Origin of the sequence: Streptomyces longispororuber (assembly GCF_024448165.1) — a bacterium.
GTDB lineage: Bacteria > Actinomycetota > Actinomycetes > Streptomycetales > Streptomycetaceae > Streptomyces > Streptomyces longispororuber_A.
In genome coordinates this window covers 1-19,523 of record NZ_JAMOLN010000032.1, presented here as the reverse complement: position 1 = coordinate 19,523, position 19,523 = coordinate 1, and the positions used below count along the sequence as shown (strand labels likewise).

The 19,523-nt window shown below is 70.9% G+C and carries 16 protein-coding genes and 1 tRNA gene; 7 read left to right on the top strand and 10 right to left on the bottom strand.

Annotation, left to right across the window (positions count from 1 at the left end):
- The first annotated feature begins 152 nt into the window (after positions 1–152).
- The 4 genes from M4J07_RS48505 to M4J07_RS11995 all read left to right on the top strand — a co-directional run bounded on the left by M4J07_RS48505 (position 153) and on the right by M4J07_RS11995 (position 3,117).
- On the top strand, positions 153–293 hold the full coding sequence (locus M4J07_RS48505; protein ID WP_374215026.1) for a hypothetical protein: 141 nt from the start codon (positions 153–155) through the stop codon (positions 291–293).
- A 153-nt stretch (positions 294–446) separates the two neighbouring features.
- A complete protein-coding gene (locus tag M4J07_RS12005; RefSeq protein WP_255970841.1) occupies positions 447–1,739 on the top strand; it encodes a replication initiator in 1,293 nt (430 codons plus the stop codon).
- Positions 1,736–1,948: an excisionase family DNA-binding protein gene (locus tag M4J07_RS12000; protein ID WP_255970839.1), complete on the top strand. Its 213-nt coding sequence runs from the start codon at positions 1,736–1,738 to the stop codon at positions 1,946–1,948. The genes M4J07_RS12005 and M4J07_RS12000 overlap by 4 nt, the downstream gene beginning before the upstream one ends.
- Positions 1,948–3,117, top strand: coding sequence for a tyrosine-type recombinase/integrase (locus M4J07_RS11995; protein WP_255970837.1), 1,170 nt, complete (start codon positions 1,948–1,950; stop codon positions 3,115–3,117). The genes M4J07_RS12000 and M4J07_RS11995 overlap by 1 nt, the downstream gene beginning before the upstream one ends.
- A 50-nt stretch (positions 3,118–3,167) precedes the next feature.
- Here M4J07_RS11995 and M4J07_RS11990 read toward each other — a convergent pair.
- A tRNA-Gly gene (locus M4J07_RS11990) sits at positions 3,168–3,241 on the bottom strand.
- A gap of 514 nt (positions 3,242–3,755) precedes the next feature.
- Between M4J07_RS11990 and dcd the strand changes: the two genes are divergently transcribed.
- On the top strand, positions 3,756–4,331 hold the full coding sequence (gene dcd, locus M4J07_RS11985; protein WP_255970835.1) for a dCTP deaminase: 576 nt from the start codon (positions 3,756–3,758) through the stop codon (positions 4,329–4,331).
- 11 nt (positions 4,332–4,342) lie between these two features.
- Positions 4,343–4,849 (top strand): phosphoribosyltransferase, encoded by a 507-nt coding sequence (locus tag M4J07_RS11980; protein WP_255970833.1) that lies wholly within the window; start codon positions 4,343–4,345, stop codon positions 4,847–4,849.
- A 73-nt stretch (positions 4,850–4,922) separates the two neighbouring features.
- Here the strand turns inward: M4J07_RS11980 and M4J07_RS11975 are convergent, their stop codons facing one another.
- The 9 genes from M4J07_RS11975 to M4J07_RS11935 form a co-directional block, all read right to left on the bottom strand.
- Positions 4,923–5,774: a Yip1 family protein gene (locus M4J07_RS11975; RefSeq protein WP_255970831.1), complete on the bottom strand. Its 852-nt coding sequence runs from the start codon at positions 5,772–5,774 to the stop codon at positions 4,923–4,925.
- 109 nt (positions 5,775–5,883) lie between these two features.
- On the bottom strand, positions 5,884–6,594 hold the full coding sequence (locus M4J07_RS11970; RefSeq protein ID WP_255970830.1) for an FG-GAP repeat protein: 711 nt from the start codon (positions 6,592–6,594) through the stop codon (positions 5,884–5,886).
- A gap of 30 nt (positions 6,595–6,624) precedes the next feature.
- On the bottom strand, positions 6,625–8,103 hold the full coding sequence (locus M4J07_RS11965; protein WP_255970828.1) for an FG-GAP-like repeat-containing protein: 1,479 nt from the start codon (positions 8,101–8,103) through the stop codon (positions 6,625–6,627).
- An 88-nt stretch (positions 8,104–8,191) separates the two neighbouring features.
- A complete protein-coding gene (locus M4J07_RS11960; protein ID WP_255970827.1) occupies positions 8,192–9,682 on the bottom strand; it encodes an FG-GAP repeat protein in 1,491 nt (496 codons plus the stop codon).
- 181 nt (positions 9,683–9,863) lie between these two features.
- Positions 9,864–11,282 (bottom strand): FG-GAP-like repeat-containing protein, encoded by a 1,419-nt coding sequence (locus M4J07_RS11955; RefSeq protein WP_255970826.1) that lies wholly within the window; start codon positions 11,280–11,282, stop codon positions 9,864–9,866.
- An 84-nt stretch (positions 11,283–11,366) separates the two neighbouring features.
- Entirely contained in the window at positions 11,367–12,644 is a 1,278-nt protein-coding gene (locus M4J07_RS11950; RefSeq protein ID WP_255970825.1) for an FG-GAP repeat domain-containing protein, read from the bottom strand.
- A 134-nt stretch (positions 12,645–12,778) separates the two neighbouring features.
- The gene (locus M4J07_RS11945) at positions 12,779–14,170 is read right to left on the bottom strand and encodes an FG-GAP-like repeat-containing protein (RefSeq protein WP_255970824.1); all 1,392 of its coding nucleotides are present in this window, start codon (positions 14,168–14,170) and stop codon (positions 12,779–12,781) included.
- Between the two features lie 226 nt (positions 14,171–14,396).
- Positions 14,397–15,953, bottom strand: coding sequence for an esterase (locus tag M4J07_RS11940; protein ID WP_255970822.1), 1,557 nt, complete (start codon positions 15,951–15,953; stop codon positions 14,397–14,399).
- Between the two features lie 177 nt (positions 15,954–16,130).
- Entirely contained in the window at positions 16,131–18,413 is a 2,283-nt protein-coding gene (locus M4J07_RS11935; RefSeq protein ID WP_255970820.1) for a (Fe-S)-binding protein, read from the bottom strand.
- A gap of 320 nt (positions 18,414–18,733) precedes the next feature.
- Between M4J07_RS11935 and M4J07_RS11930 the strand changes: the two genes are divergently transcribed.
- On the top strand, positions 18,734–19,523 hold a 790-nt coding region (locus M4J07_RS11930), incomplete at its 3' end, for an NAD-dependent epimerase/dehydratase family protein (RefSeq protein ID WP_255970818.1).

The following is a 19,523-nucleotide window of genomic DNA, read 5'->3' as shown; positions in this document are numbered from 1 at the left end:
CCGTTCCGACCGCGCACATGCCGACCACCCCGACCGTGCACGTGCCCGCTTCTCCCGTTCAAGGCCATCACGCCCCGGCGCCTTGCTCGTGCACTGCATCCCACGCGTCGGCACCTGCCGCTGTACGCACCGTCACACCGTTCGCCACCCGCGTGGCGGGAGTCGTCGTCGCCGTCCTGGTCGTCGGCGTCGTGCTGACCGCACTCCTGGCGACGGTCGCCATCACGGCCGTCTCCGTCTCCATCGCGGCCGTGGTGCTGCGTTCCCTGCTCAACAGCGCCACCAAGCGCTGACCGGCCTGCCGGGGCGGCCTCGATACCGCCAAGCATCCCGCCGCCCCGGCAGGCACAGACCCTCCCGACAGCAGTCGAAAGGACAGCTCCATTACTACCGGACACATTCCGCCCCCACTCGAAGATCTCGGCGCGCTCGTCTCCCTGGGCGGCATGCCGACCCTCGTCAAGCAACTCCGCGGCCTCGGCGGCTGCACCCGGCCCGTCCGACTCGACGGCCACCGCACCGAACGCGCCGTGGACACCCGGACCGGCGAGATCGGCCGCGTTCTCCACCGGCTCGACTCCTCGACCCTCCCGGCCGGTCACCTCCTGGTGCGCTGCAACAACCGCCGGGCGAGCCGCTGCACGGCCTGCGCTGAGGTCTACCGCCGCGACACCTTCCACCTGATCACCGCCGGATTACGCGGCGGCAAGGGCACCCCCGACGCTGTCACCCGGCACCCCAAGGTCTTCGCCACCTTCACCGCGCCCGGCTTCGGCCCCGTCCACAACCGCCCTACCGATCGCCGGGGAACCGTGCGGCCCTGCCGCTGCGGTCGGCTGCACGACACTGAGGACGCTGCACTCGGCTCGCCCCTGGACCCATCGACGTACGACTACGAGGGCGCGGTCCTCTGGAACGCACACGCCGGAATGCTGTGGCGCCGGTTCTCCATCTACCTGCGCCGCGAGATCGCCAAGCGCGCCGGCCTGACGCAGCGCGAGTTCCCGGACTTCGCGCGGGTCTCCTTCGCCAAGGTCGCCGAGTTCCAGAAACGCGGCGCGGTTCACTTCCACGCTGTCATCCGCATCGATGGCCCGGAAGGCGGCACCGATGAACCCCCGAGCTGGGCGACGACGGACCTCCTGGCGGACGCCATTGCTTCCGCCACCGCGAAGGCGGCAGTCCTCGGCCCCGTCATCGATGGCCGGGCCCACACCTTCGTCTTCGGCCGCCAACTCGACGTGCGCCCGATCCGGTCGGCCGACTTCGACGGACCGGCAGAACTCACCGAACGAGCCGTGGCCTCGTACATCGCCAAGTACGCCACCAAGGGAGCCGAAGCCACGACAGGCGCCCTGGACCGACCGCTCAAATTCCTCGCCGAGCTGGCCCAACTGGACCTGACCGACCATGCCCGCCAACTGGTCCGCACCGCATGGGCGCTGGGCGCACGCAAGGACCTGGAGCATCTCCGTCTTCGCGCCTGGGCCCACATGCTCGGCTTCCGCGGTCACTTCTCCACAAAGACGCGTCGCTACTCCACGACCCTCGGCGCACTCCGTGACGCCCGTGCCGACTGGCGTCGCGCACAAGCTCCCACGCTCGTCGACGACGAGACCGACACGACCCTCGTCATCTCGCACTGGGTCTTCGCCGGAACCGGCTTGTCCGCTGCCGAAGCGTGGCTGTCCGCGTCCGTCGCCCCCGCTCCCGGCACAGAAGGAGAGCCGACCACATGACCGAGCAACACCTGTCCGTCCACCAGGTCGCCGAGTTGCTGGGTACGACCGAGCGCTTCCCCCGCCGACTGATCGAGGAGCGACGTATCCGGTACGTGAAGGTCGGGCGTCATGTCCGCATCCCTGCGAGCGCGGTGGATGAGTTCCTCAGCTCGCACACGGTGCAGCCGATCAAGCGCCCACGTGCTCGGTACGGGAGGGCTGCCTGATGGCCAACGACAAGGGCAGGCGTCGCCGTTTTGGAGCCATCCGGAAACTCCCCTCCGGTCGCTATCAGGCGCGCTATCCGGGACCGGACGGCGTCATGCGCCCGGCCCCGGTCACCTTCGAGACGACGAACGACGCTGATGACTGGCTCGCCGAGAAGCAGACCGAGATCCGGCGGGGCGACTGGATCGACCCTGATGCCGGCGGGGTCAACTTCGCGGCCTACGCGGCCACGTGGGTGAAGGATCGCGGGCTCGGCGTACTCACGGTGGATCTGTACGAGCGGCTGCTGACCAAGCACATCCTGCCCACCTTCGGTGACGGCGACCTCGACGAGATCACCGCGCCGCGGGTGAGAGCCTGGCGCACGGAGCAACTCGCCACAGGGTCCAAGTCCGTGAACGCCAAGGCGTACCGGCTGCTGAAGGCCATCATGGAAACGGCGGTCGACGACGAACTGATCCGGCGCAACCCCTGCCGGATCAAGGGCGCCGGCGCAGAGAAGGCGGACGAGCGGCCCACCGCCACCGTGGCCCAGGTCGATGCCCTCGCCGACGCGATCGGCATGCGCTGGCGCCTGATGGTCTACCTCGGCGCGTACGGGCCTACCCGTCCCGAGGAACTGGCCGGCCTGCGTCGCCGGGACGTCCACCTAGATGAACTGAGGATCACGGTGCGGGTCGCCGAACCGGAGCGGGTGAACGGGCGCCGTGCTCCCGGTGCCACCAAGTCGGACGCCGGCACCCGCACGATCTACCTGCCCGCGTTCCTCGGACGTGAGCTGCGCTGGCACCTGGAGTCCTTCGCGGAGGAAGGCCCCGATGGGTTGCTCTTCGTCGGTGAGCGCGGTAAGCCCTTCCGCCGCAGCACCTTCGGCCGGTACTGGCGTAAGGCCCGTGCGGTCGTGGGCCTGCCCGACCACTTCCGGTTCTACGATCTCCGCCACACCGGGCACACCCTGTCGACCCGATCGGGCGCGACCCTGAAGGACACGATGGTGCGCGCCGGCCAGTCCTCCGAGAAGGCAGCGATGATCTACCAGCACTCCGAGAAGGAGCGGCAACAGGAGGTCGCCGGGATGCTCGACCGCAGCGTCAGGAAGGCTCGCCGGGCTGTGGCACGGAAGCCGGATGATCAAGCATCTGGCACGGATCTGGCACGCGACGACTGAGCGGAATCGCACAGCAAAAAGCCCCGGGCCGCTGGCCTGGGGCTTCTTCGTGGAGCGGGTGACGAGAATCGAACTCGCGCTCTAAGCTTGGGAAGCTTATGTTCTACCATTAAACTACACCCGCGTAGTACGGCCGTTTGAGCGGCTTCGTACTGCCGGACACTGTACCCCATGCCGGACCCCGGGCGCTTCTGCCCCGGGGTCCGGCTGCGTTCCGTGGGCGTGGATGTGACTGCGGGTGAAGGGAGTTGGGGCGTACGGTGGGGGGACCGCGAGAGGGTTGTCCAGGGTCGGGGAGTCGCCTGGATCGGCGTCCCTTTCATCCCGTAATGTGACCCCTCGTCGTCGGTCAGGAAACTGGCCCAAATGGCTCGTGGGGAAGGGACTCCGGGACTTGATGGACTCGTTGGAGCGCACTGTCGTCCGTTGTGCCGAAGGGCACGTGTTCAGCACCAATTCGTTCCCGATGCAGCAGGCCGACCGTCTTGGTCCCAGCCGGCTCATCAGGTGTCCGCGGTGCGCTCGGCTGCGTCATGCGGTTCCTGTGGGACCCGACAAGCGGTAACCAGCAGCAACGGCTCTCAGCGCGCGGGCCCGCCGATTGTGGCGGGCCCGCGCGCTCTGCGTATCCTCGGTGCGTGCTTCTCTCAGACAAGGACATCCGGGCCGAGATCGACGCCGGGCGGGTCCGGATCGATCCCTATGACGAATCCATGGTTCAGCCGTCGAGCATCGATGTGCGGCTCGACCGCTACTTCCGGGTGTTCGAGAACCACAAGTACCCGCACATCGACCCGAGCGTCGAGCAGAGCGATCTGACGCGGCTGGTGGAGCCGGAGGGCGACGAGCCCTTCATCCTGCACCCCGGCGAGTTCGTGCTCGCGTCGACGTACGAGGTCATCAGCCTGCCCGAGGACATCGCCTCGCGCCTGGAGGGCAAGAGCTCGCTGGGCCGTCTCGGTCTCGTCACGCACTCCACGGCCGGGTTCATCGACCCGGGCTTCAGCGGCCACGTGACGCTCGAACTGTCGAACCTCGCGACGCTCCCCATCAAGCTGTGGCCGGGCATGAAGATCGGTCAGCTGTGCATGTTCCGGCTGTCGTCGCCCGCCGAGCACCCCTACGGCAGCGAGCGCTACGGCTCCCGCTACCAGGGCCAGCGCGGGCCGACCGCCTCCCGTTCCTTCCTCAACTTCCATCGGACCCAGGTGTGAGCAGCAGCGACATGAGTGACGTCAGCCCCGTGCGCGAGAACCTCACGTACGAGAAGTTCGGGGTCGCGGTGCGCGAGCTCGCCCAGACCATCGCCGACGACGGCTACGAGCCGGACATCGTGCTCAGCATCGCCCGCGGCGGCGTCTTCGTGGCCGGCGGCCTGGCGTACGCGCTGGACTGCAAGAACATCCACCTGGTGAACGTGGAGTTCTACACCGGCGTCGGGACCACCCTGGAGATGCCGGTCATGCTGGCGCCCGTCCCCAACGCCATCGACTTCAGCGACAAGAAGGTGCTGATCACCGATGACGTCGCCGACACCGGCAAGACGCTGAAGCTGGTGCACGACTTCTGCCTCGACCACGTGGCCGAGGTCCGGTCCGCCGTGGTCTATGAGAAGTCCCACTCGCTGGTGAAGTGCGAGTACGTGTGGAAGCGGACCGACGACTGGATCAACTTCCCGTGGAGCGTGGAGCCCCCCGTGGTGAAGCGCAGCGGTCAGGTGCTCGACGCCTGAGGCGTCTGAGGACGTGAGAAAAGGGGGCCCTCGGGCCCCCTTTTCACGTCCTCGTCGTCCGCGTGCGTACCGGCTAGAACGTGCCCAGCTTGATGATCGACAGCAGCGCGATCAGCTGGATCGCGCTCGCCGCGAGCGCCTTCGGCCAGGGCAGGTCGTGGGACTTCGACACCATCGTGGTGAGCAGCGCGCCGGCCGCCAGCCAGGTCGCCCAGCCCAGGAGCTGCACGAACATCTCGTCGCCGCCGAGGAACATGCCGACGACCAGGCGGGGCGTGTCCGTGAGGGACGCGATCAGCATCGAGAGCCCGACCGTGGGCTGCCAGGCGCCGTCGCCGCCGAGCTGGCGGGCCAGCGTGTGGGTGACGATGCCGAGGATGAAGAAGCTGAGCGTGACCGCCACGCCGGTGGTCAGGACGTACGGGATCGCGGACGAGAGCGTGGCGTTGATCACGTCCTCGCGGGCGCCGTCGAAGCCGAAGATCGCCAGCAGCCCGTAGAGGAACGTCACGATGAGCGCCGGGGCCCACATCGCGTAGTCCCGCATCTGGAGGTACGTGGCCGCCGGGCGCAGGACGACGCCGCTCAGCAGCTCCTTCCAGTGCAGCCGGGGGCCGATGGGGCCCGCCGGGGTCGACCCTGCCTGGTAGGTGGCGCCCTGGTTGTAGGGGTCGTCGTTCACCGAGAACGCCTGCGTGTGGCCCGGGTTGTTCGCCGCGTACGGGTCGTAGCCACCGCCCTGGCCCTGGCCGCCCTGACCTTGGCCCTGGTGGTTCCCGAAGTACTCCGGCTCGCCGTGCCCACCGCCCCCGTTGTGCCCGCCGCCCGCCTGAGGCCACTGCTGCTGCCCGTAGTACGGCGGGTGCGGTTGCCCCTGCGGCGCTTCGCGGTTGTCCCGGCCGCGTCCGTTCCTGAATCCAGCCACGTACTCGAACGTACCTGGTTTTGCCGGTCCTATTGCCGGGCCCGGGGATCGGGCCCGGCTTTGCGGCTGACCTGTGACATCCCCTAAGGGACGGCCCCGCAGGGACGTGTCAGGGCGCGAGGACCGCTCCGAGGCCCTGGTAGCCGCCGCTCAGCGAGAATGCGGGGGCGCACACGCAGAAGGAGCCGGTGACGGCGGTTCCGAGGGCGTTCCAGGTGCAGCCCGAGGCGTTCTCGGTGGGGATTCCGACCGTGAGATCGGCCTTGCCGTCGCCGTTCGTGTCGGTGACGGCGCCCACCGTGCCGTCGGCGCCGGTGAGTTCGGTGCGGGTGTAGCGCCCGTCGTTCCAGTTGTCGAGGTAGACGCGGCCGCCGGGGTCGTCGGAGTAGCGGCCGGGCAGCATGACGCGTTCGGCGGAGCCGTCACCGTCCACGTTGCCGACGACGGCGGTGTGGGTGGTGCCGAGCTGATGGTCGGCTCCGGCCGGGGTCCCGGTCCCGGTGCGGGTGAAGGGGCCGAAGAAGTACTGGGCGGAGCAGCGCGAGCCGACGACGACGTCGGGTGCGCCGTTGCCGTCGGTGTCTCCGGTGGCGAGCCCTTCGGCGAAGGTGCAGCCGTCGTCGGGGACGTACGAGGGTTTGACGGTGGCACCGGAACCGAGGCCCGCCGCCCCGCCCCACACGAGGGTGAGGCTGCCCTGGTGGTCGTCCGTGCCGACGGACTCCGAGGGCGCGCCGACGAGCAGGTCGGTGTACCCGTCGCCGTCGAGGTCGGCCGTCGCCAGAGGGCGGGGCGGTGCCGTGCCCGCACGGGCGGGCACGGCACCGGGTGCACTGCGCTCGGTGGCAGGTCAGTCGGCGAAGTTGGAGCCGAGGTACGGCGTTCCGGAGGCCGAGATGCCGAGCGTGGAGGTGTAGATGCCGGCCGACGCGGAGAGCGTGTCGTCCGTGTTGGAGTGCAGGGCGTAGACGGCGCCGTTGCCGCCGTTCTCGCCGGAGGCGCCGATGACGACGTCGCCGCGGCCGTCGTCGTCGAGGTCGTCGATGTGGACGTCCGAGCCGAAGTGGTCGCCCTTCTCGTTGGAGTTGGGCACGCCGGGGGTGTCCTGGCTGTAGAACTTGGCGCCCGCGCCGGTGATGCCGGAGCCGTCGGCGGCGCCGTACAGGACGGTGACCGAGCCCGCGTCGGTGAAGCCGTCGAGGTTCTCGCCGGAGGCGCCGACGACGAGGTCGAGCCGGCCGTCGCCGTTGACGTCGCCGAGGTCGAGCTCGTTGCCGAAGTAGTCGCCGTTCTCACCGGCCCCGGGCACGCCCGCGGTGTCCTGGTCGATGGTCTGGACGGCGGAGGCGTCCGGGCCCGACGCGGTGCCGTGGGCGATCAGGACGGCGCCGCCCTTCTGGGCGCCGGGGATGTCGGAGGGGGCCTCGGGGTCGGGGTCCCAGGCCAGGCCGAGGACGACGTCGCCCTTGCCGTCGCCGTCCACGTCGCCGACGTCCGTGATGATGCCGGCGGGCAGCTTCACGTAGCCGGTCGAGGTGACGCCCGAACTGGTGCCGGGGAGGTAGAAGTTGGCGTTCCAGCCCTCGTCGGAGTCCTTCTCGTAGCCGTTGACGAGGAGGTCGTCGATGCCGTCGCCGTTGATGTCGCCGGAGTGCAGGTTGCGGATGCCGTCGCCGCCGCCGCTCCACACCGGTGCGCCCACCGTGTAGGCGCCGCCGGTGCCGCCGCGGACCACGTCGACGGTGGCCGAGTTGGGCGTGGCCACCGCGAGGTCGGACGAGCCGTCGCCGTCGAGGTCGGCGGCCTGCAGTATGGAGCCGAAGTGGTCGTGGCTCGCGGCGCGCGGGTCGGTGACCGTCTTGCCCGTGGTCAGGCCGTTCGCGGACCCGTACAGGATGGCGGCGGTGCCACCGTCGACGTCGCTGCCGACGTCCTCGCCGGGCGCGCCGATGGCCAGGTCGTCGTAGCCGTCCTCGTTGAAGTCGCCGTAGGCGGTGTCGGAACCGAAGAAGTCGTTCTTCTCGGCGGTTCCGGGCACCCCGGCGGAGTTCTGGCTGATGGTGACGTGCTTGCCGCTGCCGTACAGGACGCTGACGACACCGGCGCCGGCCTTGCCGTTGACGTAGGCGAGCGGCGCGGACGTCGCGGTGTCCGCGACGCCGTCGCCGTTGAAGTCCGCGTCGGACGCGGCGACTCCCGGCGTGGCGGCGGTCGCGGTGCCGGCCCCGGCGACGAACAGACCGCCGGTCAGGGCGGCCGCCGCGGCCGTCGCCGTGGCGAGGCGGATGCGGGTCGGGGACGGGGTGGGGATGCGTCTGTGCTTGGCCATGTGGTGGGCTCCTTGAGGTGTACGCGTAGGGGTGGGGTCGGCGCCGCGCGGCACGGCCGGTGCGCGGACCCGGTGGCGAACCGGCGTGTCAGTCGGCGTAGTTGACGCCGAGCTTCGGGGTGCCGGAGGCGGAGATGCCGAGCGTGGAGGTGTAGATGCCTGCGGATGCCGACAGCGTGCCGTCCGGGTTGGAGTGCAGGGCGTAGACGGCGCCGTTGCCGCCGTTCTCGCCGGAGGCACCCACGACGACGTCGCCGCGGCCGTCGCCGTCGAGGTCGTCGATGTGGACGTCGTTGCCGAAGTTGTCGTTCTTCTCGTCGGTGTTGGGGACGCCCGGGGTGTTCTGGCTGTAGAACTGGGCGCCCGCGCCGTTGTTGATGCCGGAGCCGTCGGCGGCGCCGTACAGGACGGTGACCGAGCCGTCGTTGGTGCCCTTGCCCGTCAGGTCCTCGCCCGGGGCGCCGACGACGAGGTCGAGGTGGCCGTCGCCGTTGACGTCGCCGAGGTCGAGCTCGTAGCCGAACCCGTCGCCGGCCTCACCGCTGCCGGGCACGCCGGCGGTGTCCTGGTGGATGGCGTGGACGCCGTTGCTCGAGGGGCCGACGGAGCTGCCGTAGTTGATCAGTACGGCGCCGCCCTTGTGGCCGGAGCTGCCGCTGCCGTCGGCGTCCTGGCCGAAGACGATGTCGCCGTATCCGTCCTCGTTGATGTCACCGATGTCGGTGACGACGCCGTCGGGCAGGTCCTGCCAGGAGTTGGACTTCAGGCCGGTGGGGGTGCCGGGGAACCAGTAGTTCGCGCTGCCGGCGTACGTTCCCCAGCCGTTGACGAGGAGGTCGTCGATGCCGTCACCGTTGGTGTCGCCCGACTGGAGGAACCGGACGCCGTACGCGTCGCCCGACGCCTTGGGCCCGGCGGAGAGCGGCGCGACCAGGGTGTAGGCGCCGCCGGTGCCGCCCGCCGCGGTGAACCCGCCCCGGACGATGTCGACCGTCGCGGAGTTGCCGGTGGCCGCGACGAGGTCGTCCTTGCCGTCGCCGTCGAGGTCCGCCGCTTCGAGGAGCACGCCGAAGTTGTCGTGCTTGGTGGGGCGCGGGTCCTTGACGGTCGTACCGCCCTGGAGACCGTTCGCGGAACCCCACAGGAGGACGACGGTGCCGCCGTCCTTGTCCGTGCCCACGTCCTCGCTGCTCGCGCCGACGGCCAGGTCGTCGTACCCGTCGCCGTTGAAGTCGCCGTAGGCGGTGTCCGCGCCGAAGTGGTCGCCGTTCTCGGCCGACCCGGGGACGCCGGCGGAGTTCTGGCTGATGGTGGCGTGCCGGCCACCGCCGTACAGGACGCTGATCAGCCCGGCCTGGGCCTGGCCGCCCACGTAGGCGCCCGGCGCCGACACGGCGACGTCCGCGGCCCCGTCCCCGTTGAAGTCGGCGTCCGACGCCGCGACACCGGGGGTGGCCGCCGTCGCGGAACCCGTGGAGGCGACGAACAGCCCGCCCGTCAGCGCGGCCGCCGCCGCCGACGCCGTGGCGACGCGGAGGCGGGCGGGGGAGGGCGCCGGTACGCGCCTGTGCTTGGCCATGTGGTGGCTCCTGCGCAAGAGGGGGATGTCTGGCGGACATCCCGCGTCGATAGGTGCCGTTCGGCCGCTGTTTGCCGGGAGTTGTCCCGGGCGCAGCTCGCCGGTCGGCGAACAGGAGACACCTTGTGGGGTGTGATGGTTGTACGGGGCAGGTGAGGTTTTCCGGGAACTTGGGCGGGGGTCAGCGGCCGAGTGTCGCGCCGTAGCCCGCCGCGCCCGAAAGGCCCAGTTTCTTCGGCGTCACGGAGACCGTGTCGGGGAACGGGGGCTCCTCGTCCGTCTTGCGGAACCAGACGCCGCCGGTCGAGGCGTTCTCGCCGGGGGCGCCGATCACGAGGTCCGCGTACCGGTCGCCGTCGTGGTCGGCCGCCGCGAGCGCCGCGCCGAACCGGTCGCCCGCCTCCGCGGTGCCGTCGACCTGGGGGCTGTTCTGGGTGATCTGGTCGCCGACGAAGTGCGGTTCGCCGTAGGCCTTCTCCAGGTACGTGATCGCGCCCGCCGCCTTCGCCGTGCCCACCGCCTCGTGCGGGGTGCCGACGAGGAGGGCGTCGTGGCCGTCGTGCACGGTGTCGTGGACCGTGCCGAGGGAGGCGCCGAAGTCGTCCTCGGGCTCGGCCGCGCCGCCGACGTAGGGGGTGTCCTGGGTGGTGCAGCCCACGGGGCCGCCGAGGGTGGTGCCGGGCTTGCCGGTGACGAGGGCGACGGCGCCGCCGGTCCGCTGCTCGCAGTAGGTCGTCTCCACCTCGGAGTTGGGCTGGACGAGGCCGATCGCGAGGTCCTGCGTGCCGTCCGCGTCGAAGTCGCCCGCGGCGAGCGCCGCGCCGTGGTCGCTCGTCGACCAGGTGGTGCGCCAGCCGTCCGCCGCCTTCGACGTCACGAACGTGCCCTGGTCCTCCATCCCGCGGTACGTGACCGCGAGGTCGTCGCCGCCGTCGCCGTCGAAGTCGGCCGTGGCCAGGGCGGCCGGGCCCGCGAAGTGCCAGGTGCGGACGGTGGTGGGGGTGGTGGAACCCATGGTGCGCAGGAGCAGCGCGGAGCTCTCCTCGGAGCTGCTGCTGTACACGAGGTCGGCGCGGCCGTCCCGGTCGTAGTCGCCGGCGGTCAGCAGCGCGCCGACGTGGGCCTCCTCGTGGCCGCCCTTGACGGTCGTGGTCCCGGAGGTCAGGCCTTTCGCCGAGCCCCACAGGACGTAGACGGCGCCCTGGTACTGCTCGTCGGGTACGTCGAGGGTCTCGTCCGGGGCGGAGACGGCGAGGTCGGCGTAGCCGTCGCCGTTGAGGTCGGCGGGCACGACCGCGTAGCCGAAGCGGTCGCCCGCCTCCGAAGTGCCGGGTATGGCGGGGGAGTTCTGGCTGACGGTCGTCGAGCCGTGCTTGCCGAGGCCGCCGCTGCCGCCCCACACCACGTTCACGTACCCGGCCTTCGCGCGGCCGCCCACGCTCGCGTCGGGTACGCCGACGGCGAGGTCGGTGTAGCCGTCGCCGTTGAAGTCGCCCCGGGTGCCGGACGGTTGGGCGCCCGCCGGGGTCGCGAGGGGCAGGGTCAGGCCTGCCGCGGCGAGGGCGGCGGCGCACAGGAGGGCCAGGTTTCGCACGCGCACGGTCGGGCTCCCGGGGTCTGGTGGCTGGGGTGCTGTTCGTTCCCCGGGTGTGACCGGCGAGGCGTACGGATGGTTGTGTTCGGGTTAGCGGGAGGTGAACTCCAGTGTGGTGAAGGTGAGTTGGGGCTTCGTCGGCAGCAGGGCGGCGGTGCGGGCGCCGGGGAGGACCGTCACCGTGTCCTTGGTTCCCGTGTCGGACGTGCGCTGCAGCACCAGGTCGTCGCGTCCGTCGCCGTCGAAGTCCGCCACCGCCACGACCCGGCCCGCACCCGGCGATCCGGGCACCGCCGACGCGGCGCCCCGCACCAGCCGGACCTTCGCCCCGTCGCCGCCGGACACGACGAGGTCGGTGCGGCCGTCGCCGTCGAGGTCGCCCGTGTCGAGCGTCTCCCCGGTGACCGGGACCGTGCGGGGGGCGGCGCCCTGACCCGCGTACACCTTGAGGCCGCCGCCGGTCAGCACAGCGGTGCCGAACCGGCCGAACGCCACGTCCGTGCCCGCCGGGTAGGCGGCGCCGGGGCGGCCGGGGCCGGTCGGGCCGCCGAGGACGACGGCCGAGCGGGCGGTGCCGTTGTGGGCGCGGACCAGGACGTCGTCGGCGCCGTCGCGGTTCACGTCGGCGGCGGCCGCCGGGACGTTCCCCGAGGACTGGGCGATCCGGGCGGTGCCGCGCGAGGCACCGGCCTTCGTGAACGGGCCCGGCAGGAACGTCAGCCGGCCGCCGCTCGCGTGCACCACCAGGTCGGCCTTGCCGTCGTCGTCGAAGTCGCCGCACACGGGCTGGTCGGGCCAGTCGTTGCCGAAACGTGCCTGCGCGGGGATGCGCAGCTTGACGCCCTGGCCGGAGATGCCGGTCGGCGAGCCGAAGAGGAGCTGGAGCGGCACCGGGGGCTGGCCCTGCCCGTCGTAGGGCGGGTCCGTGGAGACGACGAGGTCGGTGAAGCCGTCGGCGTTCAGGTCGCAGGCCGCCTCGGAGCCGAACGCGGCCGGCGTCTGCCCCTTCGTCGGCGCGGCGTACGCGCGCGGGGAGAGCAACTGCCGGGCCGCCGGGACGAGTCCGTGCCCCTTCTTCCCGTACACGATGCCGATGCCGGGGTCGTCGCCCTGCCCGTCGTGGGCCAGTTCGTCGAGGACGAGGTCGGGGGCGCCGTCGCCGTTGAAGTCCGAGGCCGTTCTGGATCCGGTGCCGCGCGGCACCGGTTGAGCGGCCGCCTGCTCCTTGCCGGCCATCGCCACGGGGTGGTGCGAGGCGGCGGCGTCGGCATCGGTGTCGTCCGCGCCGCCGCAGGCGGTGAGGGTGGCGGCCAGCAGGACGACGCCCAGCGCGCCGCCCCTGCAACCGTGTCTCCGTATGCCCGTCATCCTCGTACACCCGTCATTCGCGTCGAACCGCCCCGCCGTCTGTCATGAACAGTCTCGTCCGGTTCATGATGCCGACGGGGCGGGGGATCGTTAAGGGGCGGGAGGTGCCGGGTTGGTCACGTTGTGGGCCGTGATCAGCGCAGCACGTCGCCGAAGGAGATGCCCGCGGCCGGCCGGCCGAAGTCCGCGCCGTTGAACGACGTCACCGCACTCGTCGTCAGGTACGGGGAGCTGCCGCGCAGCACCGTGACGGCGCCCGCGTCGGCCTTGGTGCCGATGTCCTCGCCGGACGCGCCGATCGCCAGGTCCGCGCGGCCGTCGCCGTTGACGTCCTTGAAGCGGACGGACGAGCCGAACCGGTCGCCCGCCTCGGCGGCGCCGGGCACTCCGGTGGTCGCCTGGTGGTAGGCGCGGCCGTCGAGGTCGTAGCCGGACCGGCCCTTGAGGACCACGACCGAGCCGGTGCCCTTGACGCCCGAGACCGTCTCGCCGGGAGCGCCGACCGCGATGTCGTCGAAGCCGTCGTCGTCGAGGTCGCCGACGGTGACGGACGCGCCGAACCGGTCCTCGGTCTCGGTGGCCCCGGGCACCCCGGTGCTGTCCTGGGTGATCTTGTGCATGCCCTCCATCTCGTCGGTGAAGATGGACGATCCGCCGTAGAAGATCCAGATCGAGTTGTCCTCGGCCTGGCCGGTGACCAGGTCGGGGTAGCCGTCGCCGTTGACGTCGCCGGTGGCGGCCGCCTCGGTGGTGGAGCCGGTGAAGTTGCCGTCGATCTGGCCCGAGTAGTAGCCGATGTCGCCGGCCCCGCCGTCCACCCAGCCCATGTACGGGCGGCCGTCGGCGTGCTTGCCGTACAGGACGTAGGTGTAGGTGCGGCCGACGCCGGTGCCGTGGAACTGGGCGGCGGTCTGGCCCTCCAGGGTCACGTCGGAGGGGATGAACTCGACCTCGGGCGCGTACGCCGACGCCGGGGTGCCGTCGCCGTACCACCACCACTTCTTCGCGCTGACGACGGAGAGCTGGGCCCAGTCGTCGCCGTCGAGGTCGACGAAGACGGTGCCTTCGCCGAACCGTTCGTCGTCCTTGGTGGGCGCGTGGTAGACCTGCGCGCCCGTGGTCAGGCCCTTGGCGCTGCCCCATACGACGGTGACGGAGCCGCTCGCCCAGTCGGCGACCTGTTCGCCGGGGGCGCCGACGATCAGGTCGGTGTAGCCGTCGTGGTTCACGTCGCCGCTGGAGACGTTCTCGCCGAACTCGTCCTCGGCCTCCGTGACGCCCGGGACGCCGGGGGTCTCCTGGGTGACGGTCACGGATCTGGCCGGGGCGACGCCGGAGGCCGAACCGTACGTGATCGTCACGGAGTTGGCCTTGGGGGTGCCGATGGCCAGGTCGCGGTAGCCGTCGCCGTTGTAGTCGTCCTTGAGGGCGGTCGCGGCGGATGCGGTGCCCGCGAGGGGGAGGGTGAGGCCGCCCGCGGTCAGGGCGGCGACCCCGGCGGCTATGGCGAGTTTCTTGAGGCGCACGTCAACTCCAGCGTGGGGTTGGGTAGTTGTTCACCGGTGTGACGGCTGGGGTTCGGTGAATGGTTGTACGCCGGGCCGTCGTAACTTCGTGGTGGGGGTGGGCGACTGCGGGTAGCGGACACGAGGGGAAGGCGCGGCGGAGCCGCAGGCCTTCAGGGGCGCGGGGAACTGCGCGACCAGCCACAGTCCACCCGCACCCGTGAGCGCACCGACAGATCCGCGGCGCCTAGTCGTCGATCGCGGCGCCGAATCGCGCGTTCAGTGACGGAGCGGACAGCGACCCCGCTCCGTACGTCCAGGAGCCGGACGCTGTGACGCCGGAGGCGTTCGCCGAGAAGACCCAGACCACGCCGTCGCCGGTGTTCTCGCCGGGCGCCGCCGCGAGGAGCCCGAAGCGGCCGTCGTCGTTCGGGTCGGTGAAGGAGACCTGCCCGCCGAACTTGTCCCCCTTCTCCGCCGCCCCGGGCACGTCCGCCGAGTCCTGGTTGAAGTCCCGTACCCCGGTGGTCCGCAGACCGAGGGCCGAGCCGCGCAGGACCCACACCGCGCCCGCGTCGGCGACCGTGCCGATGTCCTCGCCGGGCGCGCCGATCGCGACGTCGGCGTACCCGTCGCCGTCGCTGTCGCCGACGGACAGGTCGGCACCCCAGCCGTCGCCCTTCTCGGCGGTGCCGGGCACGCCGTCGGTGTCCTGCGTCCACCACTGCGGTTCGCCGCTGGGACCCGTGTCCGAGCCGTAGTAGACGCCGACCATGCCGCCGGTCGTCCACTCGCCGCCGTCGTCGGGGCTGTGCGGCTCACCGGTGACGACGTCGTCCTTGCCGTCCCCGTTGACGTCACCGGAGGCGACGACCGGGCCGCCGCGCAGCGTGAGCACCGGCAGCGGGTCGGCGTCGGCGGCCGTGCCGGGGAGCACGTACGACCAGCCGTGACCGGGCTCGTCGCCGACGGAGGTGCCGGAGACGACGAGGTCGGCGAAGCCGTTGGCGTCGTAGTCGCCGGTGGTGAGGGCCAGCGGCTGGATGCCGGTCGGCGCGGCCAGGGCGGACCGGGTGGCGGCCTTCGGCGTCGCGCCCTCCGGGGCCTTCGCCTTCGGTGCCTTGCCCGCGAAGTCGGTCCGGGAGGCGCGGACCAGCCGCTTGGCCGTCCCTGCGGTGGATCTCGCGGCGGGTGCGGCCTCGTACTGGAAGATCGCGAGGCCGACCGAGTCGAGGACGGCGAACTGGTCGCCGTCGCCCGCGTCGGAGAACCGGGCGGCGGCGAGCGCCGAGCCGAACCGGCCGCCGTTGGCGGGTTCGTCGGCCTCCAGGCCCGTACTTGAGGTGCCGACGAGCCCCTTGGGGGTGCCCCACAGGACGACGCCGCCGCCCGAGTCGGTCATGGTCCCGAGGTCCTCGCCGGGGGAGCCGACGATCGCGTCGTCGTAGCCGTCGCCGTCGATGTCGCCGGAGGCGACGGCCTGCCCGAACGCGTCGCCCGCCTCGGCGCCGCCGGGCACTCCGGTCGTGTTCTGGCTGAAGACGGCCGAGCGGGACGTGCCCATTCCGCTCGGACCGCCGTACTGGACGGTGACGATCCCGGCCCCGGCGTGGCCGCCGACGGTGGCCCCGGGGGCGCCGACGAGGACATCGTCGTAGCCGTCGCCGTTGAAGTCGGTGTTGCGGTCGTTCGCGCGGGTGCTGCCCGGGGTGCCCGCGTACGCGGACGGGGCGGCGGCGATGAACGTACCGGTGAGAAGGAGGAACGAGGCCGCGGCGAGGGCGGCCGAACGGTTCTTGCGCACGTGCGGCTCCTGTAGCGAAGGAAGGCCGGGCAGCGCGGGGGGACGGCCGGAAAGGGCCCGTTCCTTGTCCGGCGCCCCGTTTGACACGGGATCATCCGGAAGGGTTGTACGGGACGGGAGAAGCAAAGAGGGCACCCCGTCGTGACGGGGTGCCCTCGGTGCGTCTGCCGGGGGGTGTTACTTCACCGGCTCAGGCTCCGGCGCGTCCTCGGTCTCCGCCTCGCCCGCCGGGTCGACCGGCGTCTTGACGGAGTCGAGCAGCAGCTGGGCGACGTCGACGACCTGGATGGACTCCTTGGCCTTGCCGTCGTTCTTCTTGCCGTTGACCGAGTCGGTCAGCATGACGAGGCAGAACGGGCAGGCCGTCGAGACGATGTCCGGGTTGAGGGACAGGGCCTCGTCGACGCGCTCGTTGTTGATGCGCTTGCCGATCCGCTCCTCCATCCACATGCGCGCGCCGCCGGCGCCGCAGCAGAAGCCGCGCTCCTTGTGGCGGTGCATCTCCTCGTTGCGCAGGCCGGGCACGTTGGCGATGATCTCGCGCGGCGGGGAGTAGATCTTGTTGTGGCGGCCCAGGTAGCACGGGTCGTGGTACGTGATGATGCCCTCGACCGGGGTGACCGGGACGAGCTTGCCCTCGTCGACGAGGTGCTGGAGCAGCTGCGTGTGGTGGATCACTTCGTAATCGCCACCGAGCTGCGGGTACTCGTTGCCGATGGTGTTGAGGCAGTGCGGGCAGGTCGCGACGATCTTCTTGACCGTCTTCGGCTTCTTGGACTCGGCCGTGACCTTGCCGTCGTCGTCGTACTCCTCGCCGAACGCCATGTTCAGCGCCATGACGTTCTCCTGGCCGAGCTGCTGGAACAGCGGCTCGTTGCCGAGGCGGCGGGCGGAGTCACCGGTGCACTTCTCGTCGCCGCCCATGATCGCGAACTTGACGCCCGCGATGTTGAGCAGCTCGGCGAAGGCCTTGGTGGTCTTCTTGGCGCGGTCCTCCAGGGCGCCGGCGCAGCCGACCCAGTAGAGGTACTCGATCTCGGTGAGGTCCTCGATGTCCTTGCCGACGACCGGCACCTCGAAGTCGAGCTCCTTGAGCCACTCCAGGCGCTGCTTCTTCGCCAGGCCCCAGGGGTTGCCCTTCTTCTCCAGGTTCTTGAGCATCGTGCCGGCCTCCGAGGGGAAGGCGGACTCGATCATCACCTGGTAGCGGCGCATGTCGACGATGTGGTCGATGTGCTCGATGTCGACCGGGCACTGCTCGACGCAGGCGCCGCAGGTGGTGCAGGACCACAGGACGTCCGGGTCGATGACGCCGTTCTCTTCGAGGGTGCCGATGAGCGGGCGCTCGGCCTCCGCGAGGGCGGCGGCGGGCACGTCCTTCAGCTGCTCCTCGGTCGCCTTCTCCTCGCCCTCCATGGACTTGCCGCCACCGGCGAGCAGGTAGGGCGCCTTGGCGTGCGCGTGGTCGCGCAGCGACATGATCAGGAGCTTGGGGGAGAGCGGCTTGCCGGTGTTCCAGGCGGGGCACTGCGACTGGCAGCGGCCGCACTCGGTGCAGGTGGAGAAGTCGAGCAGGCCCTTCCAGGAGAACTGCTCGACCTGGGAGACGCCGAAGGTGTCGTCCTCGCCCGGGTCCTCGAAGTCGATCTCCTTGCCGCCCGAGGTCATCGGCAGCAGCGCGCCCAGCGAGACATCACCGTCGGCGTTGCGCTTGAACCAGATGTTCGGGAAGGCGAGGAAGCGGTGCCAGGCGACGCCCATGTCGGTCTTCAGGGCGACCGTGATCATCCAGATGAAGGAGGTCGCGATCTTCAGGCCGGCGAAGAAGTAGGTGAGGTTCTGGAGCGTGGAGACGTCCAGGCCCTCCAGCGCGTTCACCACGGGGTACGAGATGAAGAACGACGACTCGTAGCCGTCGACGTGGTGCTGGGCGCCTTCGAGGGCGTGCAGCATGAAGATGCAGACGCCGACGATGAGGATGACGGCCTCGACGAAGTACGCCTGGCCGAAGTTCGAGCCGGCGAAGCGGGACTTGCGGCCCGGCTTGTTCGGCTTGCTCAGCTGGCGGATCACGATGAGGACCACGATGCCGAGGACCGTCATGGTGCCGATGAACTCGACGAAGACGTTGTACGGCGCCCACTCGCCGATGATCGGCAGCAGCCAGTCGGCCTGGAACAGCTGGCCGATGGCGTTGACGATCGTCAGCAGCAGCGAGAAGAAGCCCACGGCCACGAACCAGTGCGCGACACCGACGATGCCCCAGCGGTTCATCCGGGTGTGGCCGAGGAACTCCTTGGCCACGGTGACGGTGCGCTGGACCGGTTCGTCGGTGCGGGTGCCTGCGGGCACGTTCTGGCCGAGCCGCATGAAGTTGTAGATCTGCAGGAGGGCACGGACGAACAGGGCCGCGCCGACCACGATCGTAACCAGCGACACGATGATCGCGGCGAGTTGCATTAGGGGGCTCCTCGGGCCTGCGAGGGTGGTCTCGTCGTTGACGTACTAGTGATTACTAAGCGGTAACTTATGCAGTCCGTCTGAGACTACCCACTTACCCGGTCGCAATGTAGTCGCCCGGGTCGTGATCTGTGTCGCTGAGGGGACCCTCAGGGCGCGGTGCCGTGGTCCCGCCGGGTGCGTCGTCGGGCGGGCCAAAGCAGATCGTGTTATTCGCCCCATATTTGGACATAAGGGAATAACTTATGTAGGTCTCCGGCCGGGTGTGCCCCGCCGGTGTCACCCCGATACCGCAACTCACCGAGGGGCCCTGAACGCACATGTCGTCCACCTATCTGGTCACCGGCGGCGCGGGCTTCATCGGCTCGCACCTGACCGACGCGCTGCTCGCGCAGGGCCACACCGTCGTCGTCCTCGACGACCTGTCCACCGGCGACCGGGCCCGCCTCGCCGCCGCCTGGCCGAACCCGAAGCTCCGCTTCGTCCGCGGCTCGGCGCTCGACGCCCGCCTCGTCGACGAACTCGCCGGCCGCTGCGACCACGCGATCCATCTCGCCGCCGCCGACGTCCGCCCCGTCCTCGCCGCCGCCCTGCGGCACGGCCGCCCGCTGCTGCTCGCAGGACCCGCCGACGACAGGGCGCTCGCGCTCGCCCACCACCGGGAACACGGCCTGCCGGTGACGGTGGTCCGCCTCTTCGACACCGTCGGGCCGCGTGAGTCGTCCGCGCACGGCACGCTCATGCCGCGGCTCGCCGCGCAGGCCGTCGCCGGACAGCCGCTGACCGTCCACGGCGACGGCAGCCGGCGCCACCGCCTCACCCACGTCACCGACGTCGTCGACGCGCTGCTGCGCCTCCTCGCCCGTCCGGACGCGGCCGGCGGCACCTTCGACGTCGCGCGCTCCGAGGAGACCACCGCCGCCGACCTCGCCCACGCCGTCGTCGAGCGCTCCGGCTCACCGTCACCGCTCCGCTTCGTCCCGTACGAGACCGAGGCCGAGGCCGAAGTCCCGTACGAGACCGACGCCCCCGACACCCGCGCGCTGCGCGCCCTCACCGGCTGGGCGCCACGGGCCGGGATCGAGGAGATGGTCGACGCGGCACTCCTCG